Below are 25,724 nucleotides of genomic sequence, written 5' to 3'. Positions count from 1 at the left end.
GTCAATCTATGAACGGCGTTTGCCGCGTCGCAACGAGTGAGGACTGGACGGGCCGGTGTGGTTCCCGGCCAGCCGCATCGAGCAGCAGCTCCGCGGCCACCCGTGTCCCGTCGCCGCGGATCGTGCCCGCCACGGCCGTCGCTCGCGCGCGGGTTCCCGGGGCAAGGGCTGTGCCGAGCGCGGCCGACAGGGAGTCGAACGTCGGGGCCGGACCGTCATGTGCCACCCCGATGCCCAGCTCGGCCACCCGGCCGGCGTAGTACGGCTGGTCCGCGATCTGGGGGACCACGACTTGGGGGGCGCCTGCCCGCGCGGCCACGTGCGTCGTGCCCGCGCCGCCGTGGTGGATGACGGCGGCCACCCGGCCGAACAGCACCTGCTGGTTCACCTCCCCGACGGTGCAGCAGTCCGCCCGGTCGTCGGGCAGGATCAGATCGGCCCAGCCGCGGGAGAGGATCACCCGGCGGCCATGGGCACGGACCGCTTCCACGGCCACCCGGACGGCGTCCGCCGGCGCGCGCAGGCTGCCGAAGCCCACGTACACCGGCGGTGACCCGGCACTCAAGAACGCCTCCAGCTCTGTCGAAAGGGGCCGTTCGTCCGGCAGGATCCACGCGCCGGTCTGCACGGCGTCCAGGTCCGTCGGCTGCAGCGGGGCCAGGACCGCGTCCGCCGCCATCCAGGGATGATCGGTGTAGCCGAACCTGAAGATGTCCTTGACGGGTGACAGGCCGAGCGCGCCCCGCCTGTCGTTGAGCGGGCCGCCGTACCGCTGATAGGCGCTTTGGTTGTTCCGGTCCCACAGCGCCCCGATGTCGGTCACGTCCCGTGCGGGCGGCTCGCCGAGGGGCGGCGGCGGCGGGTAGTACGGCGACGGCACGTAGACCGGGCAGTGGAAGGCATAGATGTAGGGGATGCCCAGCTGCTCGGCCACCGACCGCACCCCGATCGCGACGGGCAGCAAACCGGTCGTCACCACCGCGTCACACCCCTCGGCGGCTGCCGGGAGCTGGTCGAACTGCGTGGCGATCGCCTCGGCCGAGAACCTGAGCATGTCCTCGGGCGTCGGCGGCGCGGTTCCGTGTCTCGGCGCGCGCGCCGACGGGCCGACCGGCACATGCTCCACACCGACCTCGGCCAGCCGCTCCGCGCAGTCCGGCGGTGCGCACACCCGCGCCTGCGCGCCGAGCTCCCGCAACCCCGCCGCCAGTGCCGCCAGCGGTTCGACATCTCCGCGGCTGCCATACGTCGTCAGCAATACGCGCATGTCGCACCCCCTGTTTCAGGCCGGCTGATGAGGCAGCCATTTCATCCCGTCGGGCGAGGTCACGAGGCCGCCGGGGAACAGCGGCAGCTCGGGCTCGGCGTCCTCGCCGAGCAGCGCCTTCATCTGGACCTGGCCTGCCTCCTGCATCGCCTGCCTGACCACCTGTGACTTGAACATCGGCACCATGTTTTCCTGGTCGCCGCCTGCCATCTGGTCCACGGCCGCGGCGAACTCGGCGCTGCGCTCGACTATCCTGTCCGCCGTCGTGAGCGCCGTCTCACCGGACGACACCCCACCGATCAGTTCCACGAACGACTCGATGCCGGTGTTGCTCTGACTGTTCGTTACCTTCTTGGCCTGCCAGAAGTACGAGTCCTCGTTCACGTTCATTTGGTAGAACGACATGAGGAACTCGTAGAACACCTGGTATTCGCGGCGGTACCGGGCCTCGAACTCGGTCAGTACCGTCTTCTCGTCCAGCTCGCCCGCGAGGACGCTGTTGATCGACCGGGCCGCGAGCAGCCCGCTGTAGGTCGCCAGATGCACCCCGGAGGAGAACACCGGGTCCACGAAGCACGCGGCGTCGCCGACCAGGACCATCCCCGGCCGCCAGAAGTGCGTCTGCTGGTACGAGTAGTCCTTGCGGATCCGCAGTTCCCCGTACGTGCCGGTCGTCACCCGGGTCGCGTCCGACAGGTATTCCGAGATCATCGGGCACTCGGCGATCAAGGAGTTGAGCGCCTTCTCCCGGTCTCCCTGGACCTTCTCGGCGTCCTCCCTGCGCACGACCGCGCCGACGCTGGTCAGCGTGTCGCTCAGCGGGATGTACCAGAACCAGCCGCTTTCGAAGGCCACGCTCAGGATGTTGCCCGAGACCGGCTCGGGCAGCCGCTTACCGCCTTCGAAGTAGCCGAACAGCGCCAGGCTGCGGAAGAACTCCGAATAGTTCCGCGCGCCGCCGACGTTCCCGTACAGCCGGCTCTTGTTGCCCGACGCATCGACCACGAAGCGCGCCGACACCGCACGCTCACTGCCGTCGGGATCGGTGTAACGCAGACCGGTGACACGATCGCCGTCTTCCATGACGTCGGTGACCGCGCACCCCTCCCGCACGACCACGCCCTTGCGTCTGGCGTTGTTCAGCAGAATCTCGTCGAATCGCGCCCGCTCGACCTGATAGGCGTACGACGTCGAGCCGGCCATCCGGGCGGAGAGGCCGAAGTGGAACGTCCACGGCTCCGGGCGAGCGCCCCAGCGGAACGTGCCGCCCCGCTTCACCGGGAACCCGGCACCGGCCAGTTCGTCCGCGACGCCGAGCATCCGGCACACGCCGTGCACCGTGGCGGGCAGCAACGACTCACCGATCTGGTACCGGGGGAAGTTCTCCTTCTCCAGCAGCAGCACCCGATGGCCCTGCATGGCCACAAATGTGGCCACGGTCGAACCACCCGGCCCGCCGCCGGCCACCACTACATCGAATTCTTCGACCGACATCTCGCCACCGTTTCCTCTGTTGCGGGTCAATTTATTGCGGCTGATCCTCAAAGCCTGCCCCGCTCGATCGCTACCAAGTGACTGGCACCTGGTCCGGACAGTCGACGAACGCGTTCCGGTACTTCACTTCGCCGATGGGCACTGCCAGCCGAAGCCCGGGGAACCGGCGCCAGAGGGCCTGATAGGAAATGCGCAGTATCGCCCTGGCCAGCGCCGCGCCCAGGCAGTAGTGGATGCCGTGCCCGAATCCGACGTCCGAGACCGGTTCGCGGTTCGCGTCGAGGATGTGGGGATTCGGCGTCAGCGCATCGTCCCGGTTGGCCATGAGAACCGAGCACAGCACATAATCCCCCGCCTTGATCAACTGTCCGTCGATGACCACGTCCTTGATGGCCAGACGGGGATTCGGCCCCTGCACGGGCGACAGATAACGCACCAGTTCGGCGACTACACGGTCGGCCTTCTCGCGGCCCGCGAAAAGCAACGGTATCTGGTCGGGATTGTCCAGCAGCGCGACAACCCCGAAGCCGATCGTCCCCGCGACGGTCTCGACACCACCGAGGATCAGCGCCATGCACAGGCCCTTCAACTCCTCGTCCGTGATGTTGTCCCCGTGCCCTTGCACGACCATGCCGAGGAGCCCCTCGCCGGGGTCCCTGCGCTGCCGGGTGATCAGGTTGTCCAGGTACCGGTTGAACGCCGCGCTGTCGGCGGCCCTCGCCTTGAGCCCGCGGCTCAGATCGACGTTCCGCCGGAGCCGCCGGACGAACTCGCGTCGGTCGTCCCGGGGGATGCCGAGCAGCTCACACAGGACACCCGCGCCAATCGGATCGGCGAAATCCCGCTGGACGTCCGCGGGTGGTCCCGCGGCCTCCATCATCTCGAGCCGGTCGTCGATGAGGCCTTGGATGTTGGGCTCCATCTTGCGTATACGCCGGACCGTGAACTCCGGTGTCAGCATCTTCCGCAGGCGTGTGTGCTCGGGCGGATCGTACGTCGATATCTGCCCGACGAACTGGGGCTCAATGCGTTCCGCTGTATTCCCCTGGGTGAACCGGGGCCGGGTCGTGAAATTCTCGTGGTCGCCCAGTATCCGGCGCACGACGTCGTACCCGAAGGCCTGCCACACATAGTCCCTGCCCAGCTGCTCGGACGCCTCCCCGGCAATCCGGAACAGCGGGCCATGCGCTCTGAGATCGAAGTTGTCCGTATGCGGATCGCAGTTCGTTCTCATCTTGAAGTTCGGCGGCTCGCTCAGGAGTGGCGCGACCTGATCCGTACCCTGCCCCATACGAGTGGTATCTCCTTCGCTGGCCGACTAGTCGGCGTACCCGTACTGCTTGGCGTAATGGGCGTATGCAGAGTCGCCATGCAGCAGCTCCTGATAGGCGGACTCGATCTCCTCGCCCAAGAAGGACAGTGAACGGTCGCCGTACCGGCCCTCGCCCACGAATTTCGGCCCGTCACCGCCGGCCTCTTGGCCGGTGGGTGACGTCCCGCCACCCACCCGCGCGCTCTCCTGCTCCAGTTCACGCATCCGTTCCAGAGTGCTGGCCTCCACCGCGCGGAGAATGTTGTCGATCTCGACGGGCTCCCCGAGGGCGAGGAATTCCATGATCTCGGCGAACCGTGCCACCGGATCGGCCCGCAGATCCTCGTAACGCACCGTCAGCAGGTCCGCGTCGGGGAAGCGGTCACTCGACGACTCGGTCCAGCTCCGCACGTTCTCCGGCCACGACCCGATACCGACCCCCGGCGAGAGTGCCGCCATCTGATGGCCTTCCGTGGCGATGAACTCGCGGACGAAGGCGCGGCTTCTCTCCAGGTCGTCGAGCGGTATCGCGGCCATGCGCAGCGAGCTGAGCAGGATGTCCCTCGGGTTGCGCACGAGATAGAGAACCTTGCCGGTCGACCTCCGCAGCACGTCCAGCACCGGTACATCGGCCCTGAGGTGCGTCTTCAGCAGCACCGGTTCCGTCGGCTCCATCGGCGGCAGATCGCCGTAACGCAGCATTCCCTCCAGCACGGGGGTCGTGGCGTACACGTCGTTCCAGACCTTCGGTGCCTCTCCCGTGATGTAGGCGGCCAGCATGCACCTGAGCCAGGTGTTTCCGGCCTTGGGATACGACGCGATCCATCGGATTCCGTTCATACCTACTCCTCTGTGGTCGTTTGCGTCACTGGTCACAGCAGTCATCCCAGACGATCACCAAGCGACCATCAGCTCCGTCAGTCCGTACGCGGGGGTGGTCAGGCGGAACATGTCCTCATGGGCGGGGTCCGCGAGCGTCAGCCCGGGAAAGCGCCGCCACAGAGCGGTGTAGACCGTCCGCAGTTCGAGGCGGGCCAGTGCGGCTCCCAGGCAGTGATGGACGCCGTGCCCGAACGCGACATGCGGGACGGGCTCACGCATGACGTCAAGACGTTCCGGATCCGGCGTCAGGGCGGGGTCACGGTTGGCCGCCGGAAGCGCGCAGATGACACTCTCCCCCCTCTTGACCACCTGGTCCCCGATGGTGACGTCCTCCATGGCGATGCGGGGTGTCGGGGAATAGGTGACCGTCAGGTAGCGGATCAGCTCGTCGACCGCCCGTTGCGCCGACCGCTCGTCGCCCCGGAACGCGGCGATCTGCTCGGGGTGCCGCAGCAGCGCCAGCACACCCAGCCCGATCATTCCGGAGATGTTGTCGTCGCCGGCCAGCATCACCTGGACGCAGAAGCCCCTCAGTTCCTCGTCCGTCGCCGCGTCGCCGTGTTCGGCGACGACGGCTCCGATCAGCCCCTCGCCCGGATCCTTCCGTTCCCTGGCGATCATCGCCAACAGGTAGCGGGAGAACGCCTCGCCGGCCGCCGCCCGCCTCTTCCGGCTCCGTGAGGCGTCAAGATGCCCGTGACACAGCTGCATGAACATGCCCCGGTCGTCCCGGGGCACGCCGATCAACTCGCACAGCACGGCCCCGGGCACCTCGTCGGCAACGAACCCGATCAGATCCGCGGGGGATCCCGCCTGCTCCATGGCGTCGAGACGCTCGGTCACGATCTGTTCGATGGAGGGCTGCAGACGCCGCATCTTGCGCAGCGTGAAGCCCGGAGTCAGCTTCTGCCGCATCCGGGTGTGCTCCGGCGGGTCGTAGTCCATCAGGTTGCCCACCAGCTCACGCGGCCGGAAGATGCCCTCCCCGCCGATCTCGTCCCGCCGGTCCCAGCGCCGCCGGGTGCTGAACCTCTTGTGATCGCCCATCACCTGCCGGACGACGGCGTGCGTGGTCGCCATCCAGCGGGTCTCGGCGTCCGCTCCGGATCCGACGGTGACCCTCGTCAGCGGTCCCGCCGCGAGCAGTTCGTCCGCCGGATCGAGGCCCTGTCTGCGCACGTGGAGGGGGCGCGGGTCGTGACCACTCGACGCATCGGCGGGAAGCTCCTGCCCTGCCATCGGTTCTCCTCCTAGCCTCGGCGCTACCAGTTGAGCCGCAGGGCTTCCACGTTGAGCGGCGGCCGCCCCAACTTGATCTCGCGATCCGGTTCGGCCAGCCGCAGGGTCGGAAAGCGGTGGGCCAGAGCCGGAATCGCCACCCGGAACACCATCTCGGCCAGCGACCGGCCGAGGCAGTGGTGGATGCCGTGCCCGAACGCGACGTGCGCGGGCTTTTCCCTGGTGATGTCGAACCGGTCGTCCGGGCCGGGGAAGTTCCAGCGGTTCGCGGCCAGGAACGAGGGGGTGACGGTGTCGCCCGCCTTGATGGGGCACCCACTGATGTGCACGTCCTCCAGCGCGACGCGCGGAGTGGTCTTCTCGTCGCTGGTGATGTACCGGACCACCTCGTCCAGCCAATCCGGCGCGGTGTCCGGCCTGTCCCGCAGAACGGCGAACTGCTCGGGCTCCTCGACCATCAGCCATGCGGCCGCCGCGAGGAAGCGGGCCACCTGGTCCCCGCCCGCACCCATGACGAACGCGGCCACTCCGATCAGCTCCGCGTCGGTGATCTCGTCGCCGTGCTCGCGCACCACGACGCCGAACAGGTCGTCACCGGGATCGCGGCGGGTACGCGTCACGACCTGGTTCATGTACGCCCAGAACTTGTTTCCCGCCGCCAGGCGCCGCTTGCCCGACCGTTCGGCCCGGCTGGCGTGCAGGGCACGGGACAGCTCGGCCTGATCATCGCGTGGAATGCCGACGAAGTCACAGGTCACCGTCGTCGCGATGGGCCAGGCGAAATGCGGGACGAAGTCCACCGGGCCACCGGTGGACTCGATGTCGTCAAGGGTGGCGTCGACGGTCTTCTCCACCTGCGGCCGGAATCCCTGTATCCGCCGGATGGCGAACGGGCCCGTCACCATCCGGCGCAGACGCGTGTGCTCCGGTGGATCGTACTGAGTGAGGAAGCCGGGGAATATGAAACCGGCCGCGGTGCCACGGTAGAGCAGCTTGGAGCTGAATTTGTCCGAGCCGAGAACGTGCCGGATCTCGTCGTACCCGGCGGCGAGCCACGCGGTCCGCCCTTCGGGGGCGTCCTCGACGCCCAGCACGGCCATGGGGCCCTCGGCCATCAGGGCGCGTAGCTCCGGCACCGGATCGAACCGGTCCCGTCGGTGTATGTCCAAGCCCAGGTCAACGTTGATCTCCTCGAACGAGCCCCGGACAACGTTGTTCTCCTCGAGCACTGCGCAGGTCCTTTCGCCACGTCCAGCCCTCGGATACCGAATGACCGAATGGTTGTCGCGAGCCGGCCGGACGGGCGTCGGGCCCGTCCAACCGTCCGCATTGAGCGGCTGGACACCTCGGTCTCAGGCGCCGGCTTCCTGGATGAGGCTCTTCGGCCGGAGGTCCTGCCAGTTCTCCTCGACGTAGTCGAGGCACTCCTGACGGGTGGCCTCACCATGCACACGGGACCATCCGGCAGGCACTTCCGCGAAGGTCGGCCAGAGGGAGTGCTGGCCCTCATCGTTGACCAGCACGAAAAAGGAACCGTTGTCGTCGTCGAACGGGTTGGTCATCGTTGCGTCCTTTCGCTCTTCGGCCGGGAATGGAGCTTCTCGGCGACGATGGCTCCAATCTGGGCCAGCGCCGCGGGTTGCACCAAGTCGTAGTGGTTGGACGGGATTTCGTGGGGCTCGATGGTTCCGCTGGTGAAGTCCTTCCAGCTGGCTATCGCCTCCGGCACGGGCAGATGTGCCGGCCGGTCCAGCGAGGCGATGAAGAGCAGGATGTCGCCGGCGAAGGGCGAGGCGGTGTGCCGCGGCCCGACCTCCCAGAGGTTGCGCATCACCGCCTGGAGGCGCTTCCTGGTGCCGGGCCCCTGCACCAGTCCACCGGCGAGCTCCAGGTCCTGCTGCTTGCGCTTTTGCACGGCCTCCTCGTCGCGCACGGCTTCTTCACTCACCGTGCCGGTGGCGTTCCGTCCCATGTAGACGGGATAGGCGTCGAGCAGGGCGAGCAGGCCGACCTCCTCCCCTTCCGCCTCGAGCGACGCGGCCATCGCCTGCGCGATCCGCCCGCCGAGGGACCAGCCGAGAAGGTGGTACGGCCCTGTCGGCTGCACGGCCCGGATGTGCGCGAGGTAATCGGCCGCCATCTCCTCGACGCTGCCCGGCAAGGGTTCGGTGCGGGCCAAGCCGCGCGCCTGCACTCCGTAGACCGGCTGGTTCGCCGGAAGATGCCGCAGCAGCGGCTGGTAGTTCCAGCTCAGGCCGCCGCTCGCGTGGAAGCAGAACAGTGGCGGGCGATCACCGCCGGCTCGCAGCGGCAGCAGGATCTCGTAGTCGCCCGTCTTCAACGACGGGGCCGAGCGCCTCCGCTCGCCCACGACGAGCAGGGTTTTGGCGGAGGTCTTCCGGGCGAGCAGGCCCGTGCGCAGCATCTGATGTCCCGGGGTTCCGAACGGGCAGCGCACGGTCGGCCGACCGGCCTTGCCCTCGTCCACTGCCGCCCCGGTGACGTAGAGATCGCCCACGGCCCCCGGTGTGACCGGGCGCAGCCGATCGTCGAGGAGGAGTGCGCCGAGCGGACCGTCCTCGGCCAGGCCGGCGAGCGCCGGGGGCACCGCCCCGTGCCACCGCGCCGGTGCGATGACCGGACGGCTGCGTTCGACGTCGTCCAGGAAGAGGTCCAGGTCGCTGATCCGCCGCCGGGGATCCTCCGCCACCTGTTCCAGGACGCGGACCAGCCGCCGGGCCACCGACTCGGCCGTGTCCTGGTCGAACAGGTCGGTGGCGTAGCGGAGGGTGCCTTCGAGGCCGTCCTCGTCGTCGAGGTTGTCGGTGAGCCTGAACGCGAGGTCCAGCTCCATGGCTTCGGCCCCGCCGGGTTCGACTTCGGTGCGCAGGCCCGGCAGTTCCCTCGCGTCCCAGGTGCCGAGCCCCTCTTCCAGCACCTCGAGTCCGACCTGGAACACGGGGTGGCGGGAGAGGGAGGCGGGCAGGTCGAGCAGCTCGGCGAGCCGCTCGAAAGGTACGTCCAGGTGCTCCTGCGCGGCCTGGACCGTTTCCTGCACGCGGGTGACCACGTCCAGGAAGTCCGGGTCGCCCGAGACTTCCGTGCGCAGGGCGACCGGCCGGGCGAACGGTCCGATCATCGGCTCGAGGTCGATGAGGTCCTCGTCCCGGGGCAGCGTCGTGCCGATCACCAGGTCGTGGCCCGCGCCCAGTTTCGTCAGCAGCATGGCGAGGGCGGCGTGCACCACCTGGAACGCGTCTGCGCCGGCCGGCTCCGCCGCCTCCATCAACCGGGCGTACGGGCCCGCGTCCAGCCGCAGCTCGACCGTGCCGGCCCGACGCGAAGGGACGGCCGGCCGCAGGCGGTCGAACGGCAGCACCGTCTCCCCGTCGATGCCGGCCAGGTTGTCCCGCCAGAAGGCGATCTGCTCGTGGGGCAGGCTGCCCGGCTCGTTCTCGTCCGCGAGCAGCCGCTGCTCCCAGATCGCGTAGTCGGCGAACTGCACAGCCAGGGGCGCGCGCTCCGGGACTCGGCCCTCGCGCCGCGCGCCGTACGCGGCCGCCAGGTCGCGGAAGAACACGTCCAGCGAGTCGTCGTCGGCGAGGATCCGGTGCACCTGCAGGAGCAGTACGTGCTCCTTCTCCGCGAGTCCGAGGAGCTCACATCGCCACGGCACGTCCTTGGTGAGATCGAACACCGACTCGCGCCGCTCGGCGAGCAGCCCGGGCAGGTCCTCCTCGGTGGCCGGGACGGGGGTCAGCTCGACCGCGAGGGCGTCTTGGATGTGCTGGTGGACGCTGTGTGCATCGCCGGGGAAGGTCGTGCGCAGAATGTCGTGCCGGGCCGCGACGTCGCCGAGCGCCGCCGCCAGCGCGGGCACGTCCAGTCGGCCGCGCAGGCGCAGTGCGACGGACGCGTGCAGGCCGGCCGTGTCCTTGCCGGGGTCGGCCAGCAGCCGGGCGCGCAGCTGCCGGGTGGTGACCGGCACCCGGTCCGGCCGCTGGGCGGCTTCCAGTGCGGGGCGTGACTTCGCGGCAAGCACCCTCGCCAGACCCGCGGGGGTCGGCGAGGAGAACAGCTGCCGGATGGGCAGGTCCGCGCCGAGTTCCTCACGGATCCGCGCGATGAGCCGCATGGCCAGCGCCGAACTCCCGCCGAGGTCGTGGAAGGTGTCGTCGCCACCCACGTGGTCGACGCCGAGGATCTCGGAGAACAGCGCGCACAGCATTTTCTCGGTCTCGCCCTCCGGCGCCTTCTCCGACGCGTGTCCGGCGAGATCCGGGGCGGGCAGGGCCCGGCGGTCCACCTTGCCGTGGGCGGTGACCGGCAGGCCGGGCAGGGCGACAATCGCCGTCGGAACCATGTACGCGGGCAGGACCAGGGCCATGTTCCGCCGGATCTGTGTTGCCCCCGCATCGCTGCCGTCGGAGACGAAGTAGCCCACCAGGCGCTTCTCGCCCGGCTGGTCCTCCCGCGCCACGACGACTGCCTCGACCACCCCGGGCTGGGCCGCCAGCACGGCCTCCACCTCGCCCAGCTCCACCCGGTAGCCGCGGATCTTCACCTGGTCGTCGGCGCGGCCGAGGAAGACGACCTCGCCGTGCTGGTTCCAGCGCGCCAGGTCGCCGGTGCGGTACATCGGTTCCCCGGTGAGGAACGGGCACGCCACGAACCGCTCGGCGGTCAGGCCGGGGCTGGTGAGGTACCCGCGGGCCAGCCCCGTACCGGCGATGTACAGCTCGCCGGCGACTCCCGGCGCGACCGGGCGCAGGAAGGCATCGAGGATGTAGACCTTGCGGTTGGTCATGGGGCGGCCGATCGGCAGCTCCCGCCCGAGCTCCTCTCCTGGCTCGATCGGCTTCCACGTCGCGCACAGGGTGGTCTCGGTCGGTCCGTAGGTGTTGCGCACCCGCAGGCCGGGCTGGGCCCGTCGCAGGTTCTGCACCGACTGTGCGGGGACCACGTCGCCGCCGGTCCCGATCTCGACCAGACCCGCGAAACACTCCGGGGACGTCTCCGCCAGGGCGCGGAAGGTACCGGCGGTGAGGTGGACGGCGGTCGCGCCGCGTTCGACGGCCCGGCGTACCCCGGCCGCGTCCAGCACACCCGGCTCGGTGAGCAGGACGCGGCCGCCCATGGCGAGCGGCACCCACATCGCGTAGAGCGAGGGGTCGAAGACGTGTGTCGCGTGCATCAGCACGCCGTCGCCCGGACCGATCTGCCAGCCCTCGTCACCGGCCAGGCCGGCCACGCCTCCGTGGGGGATGCCCACGCCCTTCGGGAGGCCAGTGGATCCGGAGGTGTACATCACGTACGCCAGGTCGTCGGCGCTCGGCAGGCTCTCCGGCGCCGTGGCGGCACAGCCGTCGACGGCCGCCCGCGTACTGGGCGCGTCGAGGACGATCGCGTCCTGCGGCGCGACGGCGCTGGTGGCCTCGGTGCACAGGACGGTGGAGACCGCGGAGTCATCGAGAATGAACGCGATCCGCTCGGCCGGGTACTCGATGTCCACCGGGACGTACGCCGCACCTGTCTTCCAGATCGCCAGGAACGCGATCAGCAGGTCCGGCGACCTGTCCATGGCCACACCGACCCGGTCGCCGCGGCCTGTGCCACGACCGGCGAGGTAGCAGGCCAGCCGGTTCGAGGCCCGGTCGACCTCGGCGTAGGTCTGATCCGCGCCGTCGGCGTCGGTGATCGCCACCGCGTCCGGCGCCTCGGCCACCCGCCGCGCGAACATCGCGACCACGGATGTGCCGGGCACGGGGCCCGTGGTCGCGTTCCATTCGTCCACCACCAGGGCGCGCTCGGTCTCGCTCAGCAGCGTCAGGCGGCCGACCAGCACATCGGGCTCGGCGACCAGCCGCTCCAGCACGCGGGCCAGCGCGCCCACGACGGATTCGGCGATCGCGCGGTCGAACAGACCCCGGTCGTAGTCGAGGATGAGCGGCATCTGCTCGCCGGGTCCGGTGATCAGGGTGAACGGGTAGTGCGAGGAGTTGCGCCCCCGCTTCACCGGGTGCAGGACCAGGCCGTCGTCGTCCTGCGCCCGGCCGGGTCGCTTGCGAGGGAAGTTCTCGTAGATGACGAGTGTGTCGAAGACCGCTCCGGGGCCGGCGACGGCCTGCACGTCCTGCAGGCCGAGATGGTGGTGGGCCATGAGAGCCGACTGGTCGCGCTGCAGCTCGGCGAAGAGCTCGACGGCCCGCCGCCCGCCGTCGAGCCGGACCCGCACCGGCAGGGTGTTGAGCAGCTGGCCGACCATCGACTCCACACCGGCGAGGTCGCCGGGCCGCCCCGAGGCGGTCGCGCCGAACACCACGTCGGTACGGCCGGCCAGTTGCGACAGCACGACGGCCCACGCGCCCTGCACGACGCTGTTCAGGGTGAGGTCGTGACGGCGCGCCAGTGCGGCCAGGTCTGCCGTCAGTCGCGTGGACAGCTCGAGCAGCACCGTGTCGATGTCCGGCACGCGGGTCGGATCGGCCGGGGCGACCGTGGTGGGGGTGTCCAGCCCCGCGAACTCCGCTCGCCAGGCTGCCCTGGCCGCCTCCTTGTCCTGCCGGCCCAGCCACGCGAGATAGTCCCGGTAGGACCCGGTGGGCGGGAGCCCGGACGCGTCCCCGTCCGCCGCGTAGATGGCTGCCAGGTCGCGGTGGATGACCGGCATCGACCAGCCGTCCACCAGCACGTGGTGAAGGGTGTGCACGAGCCGGTGGCGCTGCGGGCCGAGCCGGATCAGGTGCAGTTTCATCAGCGGTGCCGTCTCGATGTGCAGCCGCTCGGCCACCTCGTCCGCGGCCAGCCGGTCCACCTCGCTGTCGGCGACGTCTGCCGGCAGCCCCGACAGATCCGTCTCGCGCCAGGGGATCTCGGCGTCCCGCGCGATGACCTGCACCATCTGCGCGCCGCTGACGTAGCGGAAACACGCCCGCAGCGCGGCATGCCGGTCCACGACGGCCTGCCACGACGCCCTCAACCGGGCAGCGTCCAGCGGGCCGTCGATGCCGTAGACGGTCTGCACGGTGTAGGTGTCGGGACCGTCGTGGTCGAGTGCGGTGTGATACAGCATCCCTTCCTGCAACGGCGAAAGGGGCCAGACGTCCTCCACGCTGGAGCGGGGCTTCGGGCGGGTGCCGTCAACTGTCACGGTCTGCTCCTTACAGCGCTTGTTCATCGGCCAGTCCGGCCTCGAGTTGGTGCATCTGCTCGGACGAGAGATCGACGAGCGTGCCCGCCGAGGGCTCCGGCGCCGCGGTGGCATCGCCGTCGGCGGGGAGTTCCGCGACAAGCACCGCCAGCCGTTCCGGCGTCCTTTCCTCGAACACCTGCCACGCGCTCAGTTCCAGCCCCTTGCGGCGGGCTCGGGCCGAGAGCTGCATCGAGATGATCGAATCGCCGCCGAGTTCGAAGAAGCTGTCGTCGGCACCCACCCGGTCCAGGCCGAGCACCTCCGCGAACAGCTCGCACAGCCTCGCTTCCATCGCCGTGCGCGGATCCCGCCCTGAAGACATTCCGGCGAAGTCGGGGGTCTGCAGCGCCCGGTGGTCGAGCTTGCCGTTCGGGGTGAGCGGCATGTGGTCCAGCGACACGAACGCCGCAGGCATCATGTACTCCGGCAGGCGTTCGGCGGCCAGTTCGCGCAGCGCGGAGGTCAGCGTGCCGTTCGCGCCGGAAGCCTCGGCCGACGGCACGACATACGCCACCAGCTGCTTGTCGCCGGGTCCGTCCCTGCGGACCGCGACCGCCACCTGGCCGACCCCGGGATGCTCCGCGAGCACGGCCTCGATCTCAGCCGGCTCGACCCGGTATCCGCGCACCTTGACCTGCGCGTCGACCCGGCCCGCGAAGATCAGCTGGCCCTCCCGGCTCCAGCGGAACCGGTCGCCCGAGCGGTACATCCGCTCACCGGGGGCGAACGGACTCGCGACGAACCGCTCCGCCGTCAGACCGGGGCGTCCCAGGTAGCCACGAGCCAGTCCGACGCCCGTGATGTAGAGCTCGCCGACCACCCCCGGCGGTACCGGCTGGAGGAAGGCGTCGAGCACGTAGTGCTGCACGTTGCGGATCGGGCCGCCGAGCGGGACCACATCGTGCCCCGGAGCCAGCGGGGCGCTCATCGTCGAGCAGATGGTCGTCTCGGTCGGCCCGTAGGCCTGGATCACCCGGCGGCCCGGCGACCAGCGGTCCACCAGCGCGGCCGGCAGCGCCTCGCCGCCCGTCAGCACTGTCCGCAGGGTGTCCGGCAGGTCGTCCTCGCTCGCCAGCACACTGGGCGACACGGTCAGGTGGGTGATGTCCGCCCTGCGGATCGCGTCGCCCAGGGTCACGCGGGGCGGCATGCTCGCCGCGTCCGGCAGTACCAGGGTCGCACCGGCCAGCAGGGTCATGTAGAGCTCGGAGACGATGGCGTCGAATCCGATCGCGGACAACTGCAGGACCCGCGAGGACGACGTCACGGCCATCCGCTCGATGTGCGCGTACCCCAGGTTGACGAGTCCGGAGTGGGCGACCAGGACGCCCTTGGGTGCCCCTGTCGACCCCGATGTGTAGATCACGTACGCCGCGTCCTCGGGTGCCACTCGTGGCAGCTCGGCATCCGGATCGGCGGCGGGCAGCTCATCCAGCACCAGCACCGTGCCCGTGAACTCCGCGGGTACGACCGCTCGGGTCGTCCTCGTGCACACCAGCACCTGCGGCGCCGAGTTCGCCAGGATGAACTCGATGCGCTCGCGGGGATAGTCCGGATCGACCGGCACGAACGCCCCGCCGGCGAACGTCACCCCCAGCAGGGTCACCGCCAGCTCGGCCGAGCGCTCGACCAGTACTCCCACCCGGGCCTCACGCCGCACGCCCAGGCCCACGAGCAGTCGCGCCAGCGCTTCGGCCTCGCCGAGCAACTCGCTGTACGAAAGGCTCCGCGCCGCGTCCTGCACCGCGGGCGCTTCCGGTGTCCGCGCGGCCTGCCTGCGGAACAGCACCGGCAGTGTCTCCGCCGCGAGCGGTTCGTCGGTCCTGTTCCACTCGTCCACCACCAGGCGGCGTTGCTCGGGTCCGATCAGGCCGACCCGTCCCACCGGCGTCCGCGGATCGGCCACGACCTGTTCGAGAGCCCGGAGGAGCGACGCGAGAAGGTCTTCGACCTGGGTCCTCTCGAACGCGTCCGGGCGGAAGATGACTTCGCCGTGGACGGGGCCCGCTACGGACGCACGCATGGACAGTGGGTAGTGCCCGGTGTCGTTCGGGATTCCCGCGGGACGCATGACGAGTGCGTCGGGTTCGTCGGACACGGGCGGCGGGGGCGGGTAGTTCTCGAACACCACGATCGTGTCGAATGCCGCGCCCGGCCCGGCATGCTGCTTGATCTCGGTCAGCCCGACGTGCTGGTGCGGTATCAACGCGACCTGCCGTTCCTGCAGGTCCGCCAGCATGTCGAGGAAGGGTTCAGCGCCGACCAGGCGGGCCCGGACGGGCAGCATGTTCATGAACAGGCCGACCGCGGACTCGACACCGGGGATCTCGGGCGGACGACCGGCCACCGCGGCGCCGAAGACCACGTCGCCGCGACCGGTCAGCCGGGCCAGCAGCAGTGCCCAGACCCCTTGGAAGAGCGTGTTCGCCGTCACACCGTGCCGGCGGGTGAACTCCACCAGGCGCCGGCTCAGGTCGTCGTCGAGTGCGAATGCGACCCGGTCCGGCTCGACGGGCGCGATGATCGTTTCCGGTGGCACGACGTGGGTCGCCTCGTCGAGCCCCGCGAGTTCGGCCCGCCACGCCTCCCGGGCAGCTGCCTTGTCCTGGTGCACGGTCCAGGCGAGATAGTCGCGGTACGACGTCGGGGCCGGCAACGCCCGGCCCTCACCGCCGGCGTAGTACGCCGCGAGCACCTCACCGGTGATGAGCGGCAGGGACCAGCCGTCCGCCGCGATGTGATGCGACGTGAAGACGAGCCGGTGCCTGCGGTCACCGAGACGCAGCAGGTGCAGACGCAGCTGCGGCGCCCGGGTCAGGTCGAACCGCTCGGCGTGCAGCTCCGCCGCGAGACGGTCGACTTCCGCCAGCGCCTCGTCCTCGGGCAGATGGGACAGGTCGGTCTCCTGCCAGGGCGGCGTCACTTCGCCGGCGACCGCCTGCACCGTCGCACTCGACCCGAGCTGGTGAAAACTCGCCCGCAGGGCGGGGTGCCGGTCCAGCAGCACCTGCCACGCCCTGCGGAAGCAGGCGACGTCCAGCGGTCCCTCGATGACGAGGGTGCGCATGCTCGCGTAGACGTCCGGGCCGCGCTCGTCGGCGGCGTGGAACAGCAGGCCCTCCTGGAGCGGAGACAGCGGCCAGATGTCGAGCAGGCCGGGTACGGCGGCCTCGACCTCCGCCACGTCCCGCTGCGTCAGCGCGGTGAGCGGGAAGTCGGATGGCGTGTGCCCTCCGGCGCCGCCGGCCTCGATATGGGCGGCGAGGCCGGTCAGCATGGACAGCCAGCCCTGTCCGAGCGACTCCGCCTCGGCTTCGCCGAGTATGCGCCCGGCCCAGGTCACGGTCAGCTCGAGCTCGGGTCCTTCGGCGGTGTCCAGCACGACCGCGTCGATCTCCAGGACGTGGCGCAACGCCGTGTCCTGGTCCGTCGTACCGCCGATGGTCCCCACCGTCTGCCAGGGCTCCGCGGCACCGCCAGGCCGGGACGGGAAGCGGCCGAGGTAGTTGAACCCGATCCCCGGCTTCGGCAGCGCCGCCAGGACCGGCCCGGTCTCTGGGTTGAGGTGACGCAGCATCCCGTAGCCGAGCCCGCCGTCGGGCACGGCGCGCACGCTCTCCTTGACGCTCTTCAGCAGCCTGCCTGCCGCGTCGCCGCCCGAGAGGGCTTCGGCCGTGTCGATCCCGGTCACGTCCAGCCGGAGCGGATGTATGTCGGTGAACCAGCCGACAGTCCGGGACAGGTCCAGGTCACCGATGGGCTGGCGGCCGTGACCCTCGACGTCCACCACGACGGCCGGGTCGCCGCGCCACCGGGCCACCGCGCCCGCCAGGGTGGCCAGCAACACCTCGTGAACCCCGCAGTGGAAGGCCGAGGTCGCCTTCGCCACGAGCACGCCTGCCTTGTCCCGCGGCAACCGCCAGGACCTGCGTCCCGCGGTCGACATGGTGTCGCGCGTGGGGTCGAACTCGCCCGGCCACGACGGCGCTCCGTCGAGGATCGCCGTCCACGTCTCCAGCTCCGCGGACCGGATCGCCGCCTGATCGGCCAGTGTGCGCGCCCAGCGCCGGTACGAGACGCCGACCGGATCGAGCGCCGGTTCCCGGCCCGCGGCCACGGCCGCACACGCCGCCTGCAGGTCCGCCAGCAGGACGCGCCACGACACGACGTCGGCCAGGAGATGGTGCGCCACCACCACGAGCCGTCCGAGGCGGCCGGGTCCGGCGTCCACCCACACCGCCCTGATCATCACGCCGGCGGCGGGATCCAGCCGGGTGGCGGTCTCGCCGGCGCGGCGCTCCGCGATCTCGTCCACGTCACCGGCACCGGCCTCGACCCGCTCGACCAGCGTCGCCGCGGCCACCGCCGCCCGGTCGGCCACGACCAGCCGGGGCTGCTCCCCGTCGGTCTCCACGATCCGGCTGCGCAGCATGTCATGGGTGTCGATCACCGCGGCGAGTCCGGCCGCCAGCACGTCCACGGACAGGTCGTCGGGCGCCCCCACGGTCACCCACTGCGCCGGTGCGCGCCGGGTCATCGCGCGGGGGTCGCGTTCGAGCTGTGCCCGCACCACTGGCGTCCACGGGACCTCGCCGACGCCGTCGGCGAGGTCGGCCCGCGCCGGTCCGCCCCGCTCGGCGACCGCCGCGATCCCCGCGGGCGTCTTCCGCTCGAAGACCTGCTTCGCCCCGAAGACGAGGCCCTCGCGACGTGCGCGGGCGGCCAATCGCATCGACAGGATCGAGTCGCCGCCCAGCTCGAAGAAGCCGTCGTCGGCGCCGACCCTGTCCAGCCCGAGTATCTCGGCGAACAGGTCGCACAACACCCGCTCGGCCTCGGTACGCGGCTCGCGGCCGGCGGCCTTCGCGGTGAACTCCGGAGCCGGCAGGGCCGCGGTGTCGATCTTTCCGTTGAGCGTCAGCGGGAAGCCGTCCAGCGCCACCACCGCCGCGGGCACCATGAATTCCGGCAGCAGCGCCGCGAGGTGCTCGCGGACCGCATCCGGTTCCACATCCCCTTGCGTGGTCACATACGCGATCAGCCGCTTCTCGCCGGGCTGGTCCTCCCGCGCCACCACGACCGCCTGCGCGATCTGCGCAACCTCGGCCAGGGCCGCCTCGATCTCCCCGGGCTCCACGCGGTAGCCCCGGATCTTCACCTGGGAGTCGGCCCTTCCGGTGAACAGCAGCTCCCCCTGATCCGTCCAGCGCGCCAGGTCACCGGTGCGGTACATCCGCCCGCCCGTCGCCCGGCCACCACCTGCTGAGGCGCTGCGCGCCACCGCGTCGCCGGGGACGAACGGATCGGCGACGAACCGCTCCGCGGTCTGCCCGCTGGCGCCCGGATAACCGTGCGCGAGGCCGTCGCCGGCGAGGTAGAGCTCGCCGGTCACGTTGGGCGCCACCGGCTGGAGGAACGCATCGAGCACATAGGCCCGCCGTCCGGCCAGCGGTCGGCCGATCGGCAAGGTGGCGCCCGTTTCGTCCCACGGTTCGAGGAGGTGCCACGTGGCGCAGAGGGTGGTCTCGGTGGGGCCGTAGAGCTGCCGGACCCGAACCTCTGGGCACGCCCGGCGCACCCGCGCGACGGACGCGAGGGGCACCGCGTCCCCGCCGGTCAGGATCTCGCGCAGCCCGCGGAAGGACTCCGGCGCTTCCTCGGCCACCACCCGGAAACTGCCGGCCGTCAGATGGGCGGTGGTCACGCCTCGTTCGATCGCTTCGCGCAGCCGCTGCGCGTCGACCGCGCCCGGTTCCGCGACCAGCACGCGGGCGCCGCTGACCAGTGGCACCCAGATCTCCATCAACGACGCGTCGAACGCGTGCGACGCGTGCAGCAGCACGCAGTCGTCCGGGCCCTGCGACCAGCCGGGCTCGCTGGCCAGAGCCGCCACGCTTCCGTGCGGCACCGCGACGCCCTTCGGAACCCCGGTCGATCCCGACGTGTACATCACGTAGGCCACGTCGTGCGCCCCGACCGTGAGCGCCGGCGCCTCGTGCGGCGTTTCCTCGAGCGCCGGTACGTCCGTGACCACCGGCTCGACCCCGTCCGGCACCGCGTCGCGGGTCGCTGCGACGCAGAGCGCCATCCGTGCGCCGGCATCGGCCAGCATCCGTTCGATCCGTTCGGCGGGGTGGTCCACGTTCACCGGTACCTGCGCGGCCCCCGCCTTCCAGACCGCGAGCAGGGCGACGAACAGGTCCGCGCCGCGTTCCATCACCACGCCGACACGGTCGCCGCGCCGCACGCCCAGCCCGGCGAGGTGCCCCGCCAGCCCATCCGATCTCCGGTCGAGGTCGGCGTAGGTCAGGGTGCGTCCCCCGTCCATGACCGCCACCGCGTCCGGGGACCTGTCGGCCTGCTGCCGGAACAGCTCCAGCACCGAAGGCCGGGCGGCCGCTTCGCCGGTCGCGTTGCCGTGCTCCAGCATCGACGCGCGCGTCGATGCGTGCGTCACGGCCAGACGGCCCACCGGAAGCGAGGGCTCCGCCACCATTCGTTCGATGACCCGCACGACCTGCCCGGCGACCTCGGCGGCCGTTTCCCGGTCTATCCGATCGGGCCGGTAGGCCACATCGATCCGCAGGCGGTTTCCGGGAGAGACGCTCATCGTCAGCGGATAATGGGTACCGGTCCGGGTGCGGAGCGAGCTGATCGCGAAGCCACCGTCGTCTCCGGGACCGGCGGCGTCGTCCGGGTAGTTCGCGACCATCACGATGGTGTCGAAGATCGCGCCCGTCCCCGCCAGCCGCTGGATCTCCGACAGCCCGAGGTACTGGTGTTCCGTCAACGCCGACTGGCGCCTCTGCAAGTCCCGCAGCATCTCCAGCACCGGTCGGCCGCCTTCGAGCCGCACACGGGCCGGGACGGTGTTGATGAACATCCCCACCATCCGCTCGACATCCGGCACCTCCGCGGGACGCCCCGACACCACCGTCCCGAACACCACGTCCGTCCGGCCCGCCAGCCGCGCCAGCACCAGCGCCCATGCGCCCTGCACGATCGTGCTCAGCGTCAGTCCATGGCCACGCGCGAAGTCGGTGAGCGCCTGCGTCGTCTCCTCGGGCAGCCATGCGGCATGCCCGTCCGGCATGACCATCGTCTTGTCCGCGTCGGCGTCCGTCAGGGTCGGTTCGTCCGCCCCGGCCAGCTCGGACCGCCACGCCGCTCGTGGCGCCTCCACGTCCTGACGGCGGAGCCACGCCAGGTAGTCCCGATAGGACGGTGCCGTCGACGGGCCCTGCCCACCCGCGTACCCCGTCGACATCTCGCCCAGGACGATCGGTGTGGACCAGCCGTCCAGGACGACATGGTGCGACGTCACGATGAGCCGGTGCCTGCTCTCACCGAGACGGATCAGCAACAGCCGGAGCAGCGGCGCCCTGGTCACGTCGAACCGCTCGGCCTGATCCTGCGCGAGCAGGCGGTCGGCCTCCGCGGCCACGGCCGCCTCATCGAGGTGCGACAGATCGGCCTCGCGCCATGGGACAGCGACCTCGTCCGCGACGGCCTGCACCGTTTCGCCGGATCCGAGCTGGTGGAAGCTTGTCCGCAGCGATGCGTGCCGGGCGACCAGCCGTTGCCACGCCGCACGCAGCCGTGGCGCGTCGAGCGGTCCTTCGAGGTCCAGGATCCGCTGGCTCTGGTAGACGTCGACGCCGTCCGCGTCGATGGCCCGCTCGAAGAGCATGCCTTCCTGCAGCGGTGACAGCGGCCAGACGTCCCTCAGCCCCGGCACCGCGGCCTCCAGCTCCGCCACGTCCCGCTGCGTCAGCTCTACGAGGTCGAAGTCGGACGGTGTGTGCCCGCCGGCGCCGGGATCCTCGGCCAGTGCCGCGAAACCGGTCAGCATCTCCAGCCATGCCTCGCCGAGCCGCTCCACCGTGGCGGGGTCGAGGTCCCTGCCGTCGATGGCCAGTCTCAGCCGGGGTCCTGCGGGCGTGTCCTGGACATCCGCAGCGACCTCCACCGGGTGGGCCGCGGACATCTCCGGACCGCCGCCGAGCGACTCCTCGCTCGCCTGCCACGGGATGTCCTCGGCGGCGAGGCCGGACCGGCCGAAGTAGTTGAATCCGATCTGCGGGGACGGCAACTCGGCCAGCCTCGCCCCGGTTTCGGGGTTGAGATGGCGCAACAGCCCATAGCCGAGGCCATCGCCGGGGACGGCGCGGGCCTGTTCCTTCACGGCCTTCAGCAACTGCCCGGCGGCGGCGTTCCCCGCTGCCGCGGCAGAAAGGTCGACGTCGGAGACATCGAGGCGGACCGGATGGACGCTGGTGAACCAGCCGACGGTGCGCAACAGATCCATCCCGTCGGCGCCGTGGCGACCATGGCCCTCCACGTCCACCAGGATCCCGGCGCCGGTACCGCGCCAGCGCGCCACCGCACCTCCGAGACCCGCCAGCAGGACTTCGTGGATCCCGCAGTGGAAAGCCGCCGGCAGCCGGGCCACCAGACTGCGCGCCGTGGTTCCGGACAGCGTCCGTGACCAGGAGTGGGACTGCCCGGTCTGCTTTCCGGTCTGCTTCACGATGGACGAATCCGCACCGTCCAGTACGGCGACCCAGTGATCGACTTCAGCGATCGTGCTCGCGCTGAACGCCTGCTCGGTCAGCCGCCGCGCCCAGTGCCGGTACGAGGTCGACGCGGGCTCCAGGGCAGGGGGCCCGCCGGAGACCACCTCGTCGTACGCCGAACGCAAATCCGGCAACAGGATGCCCCAGGAGACCGCGTCGACCGACAGGTGATGCGCCACCAGAGCCAGCCGGCCCGGCCGGTCGCTTCCGGCGTCGAGCCATACGGCCCGCACCATGATTCCCGCCGACGGGTCCAGCGTGCCTGCCGCCGCCCTGGCCTCGTGCGCGGCGAGTTCATCGAGGTTCCCGGTCCCGGCCGGCACCCGCGTGAGCAGGCCGGCCGCGTCCACCGCGCCGCGCTCGGCCACGAACAGCCGTCCGTCGGGCGCCACCCGTGCCCGCAGCAGATCGTGCACATCCAGCACCGCCTGCAGGGCGCCCACCAGGGCATCCGGATTCAGGCGTGCCGGGGTGACGACGACTTTCGCCTGCACGAAGCCAGGGCGTACCGCGGCATCCCCAAGGGCACGCATCACCGGCGTCCATGGGATGTCTCCCACGCCTGTGACCGCCTCGGAGCGATCCCGTGCCGGTGTCGTCGGGGCCTCTTGTGCCAGTCCCGCGAGCCGCTCAGGGGTCCGGTGCTCAAAGATCTGCCGCGGGGTGAGGGAGATCCCCTCGCGCCGCGCACGGGCGGCCACCTGCATCGACGAGATCGAGTCCCCGCCCAGTTCGAAGAAGCTGTCCTCGACCCCGACCCGTTCCAGGCCGAGGACTTCGGCGAACACCGAGCACAGGATGCGCTCAGCCTCCGTGTCCGGCCCCCGGCCGACCGCCTTCGCGGCGAAGTCCGGTGCGGGCAGGGCCTGCCGGTCCACCTTTCCGTTGACCGTCAACGGCAGTTGGTCCAGCACCAGCACCACGGCCGGAACCATGAACTCGGGCAGCGTCGCGGCGAGCTGTTCGCGCAACCGCTCCGGGTCGGCGTCGTGCCCCGTTTCGGCGACCACATAACCGATCAGGTGCTCGTCCCGTACGGACACCACCGCCTGGCCGACACCGGGCAGGCCGGCGAGGACCACCTCGATCTCGCCGGGCTCCACCCGATACCCGCGGATCTTGACCTGGTCATCGGCGCGTCCGGCGAACACCAACGCGCCCTGGTCCGTCCAGTACGCCAGGTCCCCGGTCCGGTACATCCGCTCACCCGGCACGGAGGCGCTGCCCACAGCCGTGTCGCCGGGAACGAACGGGTCAGCGACGAACCGCTCCGCCGTCAATGCCGCACGGCCGAGATAGCCCTGCGCCACACCGGCTCCGGCGACATACAGCTCGCCCACCACGCCCGGCGGCACAGGTCGCAGGAACGCATCGAGGACGTAGGTTCGCCGCCCCGGGAGCGGTCGTCCGATCGGCAGCACCGTTCCCGTCGTGTCGCCGGGTTCGAGCATCCACCACGTCGCGCACAGCGTGGCCTCCGTCGGGCCGTAGAGATGCCGCACCCGCACGCCCGGACTGCCGCGCCGCACCCGCTCCACCGCCGCGGGCGGCACCGCGTCCCCACCGGTCAGCACCTCGCGCAGACCGACGAGCGACTCCGGTGACTCCTCGGCCACCACCCGGAAGGTCCCCGCGGTCAGGTGGGCGGCCGTGACACCGCCGGCCACATGTCCGGCCAGAGCCTCGCCGTCCACCGCACCCGGTCCGGCCAGCACCACCCTGGCACCCGACAGCAGCGGCACCCACAGCTCGAACAGGGATATGTCGAAGGCGTGCGAGGCATGCATCAGCACGGCGTCATCGGGGCCGATCGCCCATCCCGGCTCGCCGACCAGCGCCGCGACGCTGCCGTGCGACACCGCGACGCCCTTCGGTGTTCCCGTCGACCCCGACGTGTACATCACGTACGCGAGGTCGTCCGCATGTACGTCTACGGACAGGCGGGTGCACTCCGCCACCGCCTGCCGCGTCCGGACATCGTCCAGGACGATCGGATCGAGCCCTCCGACCAGCACGACATCTCGGTACGCTTCCGCGCAGATCACCGCCGCCGGCTCCGCATCCGCGAGCATGAACTTCAGGCGTTCCGCCGGATAGGCGGGATCCAGGGGGACGTACGCCGCTCCTGCCTTCCACACCGCGAGCAACGTCGCGATCAGCTCGGGCGACCGGCCCAGCACCACGGCCACCCGGTCCCCACGCCGCACTCCCCTGCCGCGCAGATAGCCGGCGAGCCGCTCCGCGTGCTCAGCCAGTTCCCCGAACGACATCGCCCGATCGCCCTCGACGACCGCCACCCTGTCGCGGCGGCGCTCCACCTGACGGTCGAACAGTTCCGAGGCCAGTCCGGCCGGATGCTGTGGCCGGCCCTGCGTCAGGGCGGCTGCCGCGCCCCATGCGTCCACCACCAGTTCACGCTCGGCCGCACTCGTCACGTCGATCTCGGCCACCGTCAGGTCGCCCGCACCCGTCAGCTGACGCAGAACCTCCTTCAACCGCTCAGCGATGGAGAACGCTGTGGCCCAGTCGAAGAGCTCCGTCAGATAGTCGAGTTTGAGGAGCATCTTTTCGCCGGGGACGCACACCAGCGTCAGCGGATAATGGGCGGCTGCCCGGCCCTGATGTATGCGAATGCCGAAGTTCCCTGCGGAGTCCGATTCGGCGGGCTTATTGGGGAACTTCTCGAAGACAATCATGGTGTCGAAGACCGCGCCGGGGCCGGCCGCCTGCTGTATGTCCACCAACCCCACGAACTGGTCAGGTATGAGCGCCGACTGCTGTTTCTGTAATTGCGCAAGCAACTCCATGACGGGCGTCGAGCCGCAAAGCCGCACACGCACCGGAACGGTGTTGAGGAACAGCCCCGCCATCTCCTCCACTCCGGGCAGATCCGGCGGGCGCGCCGACACCGCCGCCCCGAACACCACGTCCGTCCGGCCCGCCAGTCGCGCCAGCACCATCGCCCACGCGCCTTGCACCACCGTGTTCAGCGTCAGCCCATGGCTACGAGCCAGCTCGTCCAGCGAGCGCGTGAGGGTCTCGGACAGCTCGACCTCGACGCTCTCCGGCACACCGGGCGCTCGCCCCGGATCGGCGGGCGCCACCAGCGTCGGCTCCTCGGCACCGCGCAGCTGCGCCACCCATGCCGACAGCGCCCTCTCCTTGTCCTGCCTGCTCAGCCACGCGAGGTAGTTCCGGTACGACGTCACCGCGGGCAGGGCCTGCGGATCGCCGTGGGCCGGGTACAGCTTCGACAGCTCGTTGACCACGACCGGCAACGACCAGCCGTCCATGATCGTGTGATGACAGGTCATCACCAGCCGGTGCGTACGGTCGTCGAGACGGATCAAGGTCAACCGCAGCAACGGCGCCTGCGCGAGGTCGAACCTCGTCGTCCGATCCTCCTCGGCCAGCTCTCGCACGGCCTCCTCGGGGTCCTCGAGGTGCGAAAGGTCGACCTCCCGCCACGGCAGTTCCACCTCTTTGAGGACGATCTGCACCGTCTCACCCGATTTACGCTGCCGGAAGCAGGCCCGAAGTGGCGCGTGCCGCGTCAGCAGCGCCTCCCACGACGCGCGCAGCCTGGCCGCGTCCAGCGGCCCGTCCAGGTCCAGGATCCAATGGCCTATATAGACGTCGGGTCCTTCGCCGTCGTAAACCGCGTGGAAGAGCAACCCAGCCTGCAGTGGCGACAGCGGCCAGATGTCCTCGATACGCGACTGGGCCATCAATGTCTCCCTCGGTCAGCTGTGGGATTGACGT

General features: G+C 70.5%; 9 protein-coding genes. All 9 read right to left on the bottom strand.

Annotated elements, in window-relative coordinates; translation table 11 throughout:
- Window position 1 precedes the first annotated feature (1 nt).
- On the bottom strand, window positions 2–1,267 hold the full coding sequence (locus tag OG542_RS40065) for a glycosyltransferase (protein ID WP_328407040.1): 1,266 nt from the start codon (window positions 1,265–1,267) through the stop codon (window positions 2–4).
- A 15-nt stretch (window positions 1,268–1,282) separates the two neighbouring features.
- Window positions 1,283–2,761, bottom strand: coding sequence for a tryptophan 7-halogenase (locus tag OG542_RS40060; protein WP_408057839.1), 1,479 nt, complete (start codon window positions 2,759–2,761; stop codon window positions 1,283–1,285).
- A gap of 70 nt (window positions 2,762–2,831) precedes the next feature.
- Window positions 2,832–4,052 carry a cytochrome P450 gene (locus OG542_RS40055; RefSeq protein WP_328407044.1) on the bottom strand — a complete coding sequence of 407 codons (1,221 nt, stop codon included), beginning with the start codon at window positions 4,050–4,052 and terminating at the stop codon, window positions 2,832–2,834.
- 27 nt (window positions 4,053–4,079) lie between these two features.
- Window positions 4,080–4,913 carry a sulfotransferase domain-containing protein gene (locus tag OG542_RS40050; RefSeq protein ID WP_328407046.1) on the bottom strand — a complete coding sequence of 278 codons (834 nt, stop codon included), beginning with the start codon at window positions 4,911–4,913 and terminating at the stop codon, window positions 4,080–4,082.
- Between the two features lie 54 nt (window positions 4,914–4,967).
- The gene (locus tag OG542_RS40045; RefSeq protein WP_328407048.1) at window positions 4,968–6,194 is read right to left on the bottom strand and encodes a cytochrome P450; all 1,227 of its coding nucleotides are present in this window, start codon (window positions 6,192–6,194) and stop codon (window positions 4,968–4,970) included.
- A 23-nt stretch (window positions 6,195–6,217) separates the two neighbouring features.
- Complete coding sequence (locus OG542_RS40040; RefSeq protein WP_328407050.1) at window positions 6,218–7,423, bottom strand: cytochrome P450; 1,206 nt, start codon at window positions 7,421–7,423, stop codon at window positions 6,218–6,220.
- A gap of 123 nt (window positions 7,424–7,546) precedes the next feature.
- Window positions 7,547–7,756 carry an MbtH family protein gene (locus OG542_RS40035; protein ID WP_266490775.1) on the bottom strand — a complete coding sequence of 70 codons (210 nt, stop codon included), beginning with the start codon at window positions 7,754–7,756 and terminating at the stop codon, window positions 7,547–7,549.
- Entirely contained in the window at window positions 7,753–13,344 is a 5,592-nt protein-coding gene (locus tag OG542_RS40030) for a non-ribosomal peptide synthetase (protein WP_328407052.1), read from the bottom strand. The genes OG542_RS40035 and OG542_RS40030 overlap by 4 nt, the downstream gene beginning before the upstream one ends.
- Window positions 13,345–13,354: 10 nt before the next feature.
- Complete coding sequence (locus OG542_RS40025; RefSeq protein WP_328407054.1) at window positions 13,355–25,690, bottom strand: non-ribosomal peptide synthetase; 12,336 nt, start codon at window positions 25,688–25,690, stop codon at window positions 13,355–13,357.
- Between the last annotated feature and the right edge of the window lie 34 nt (window positions 25,691–25,724).

Origin of the sequence: Streptomyces violaceus (assembly GCF_036014075.1) — a bacterium.
Lineage (GTDB): Bacteria > Actinomycetota > Actinomycetes > Streptomycetales > Streptomycetaceae > Streptomyces > Streptomyces violaceus.
This window is presented reverse-complemented; position numbering and strand designations above follow the sequence as displayed.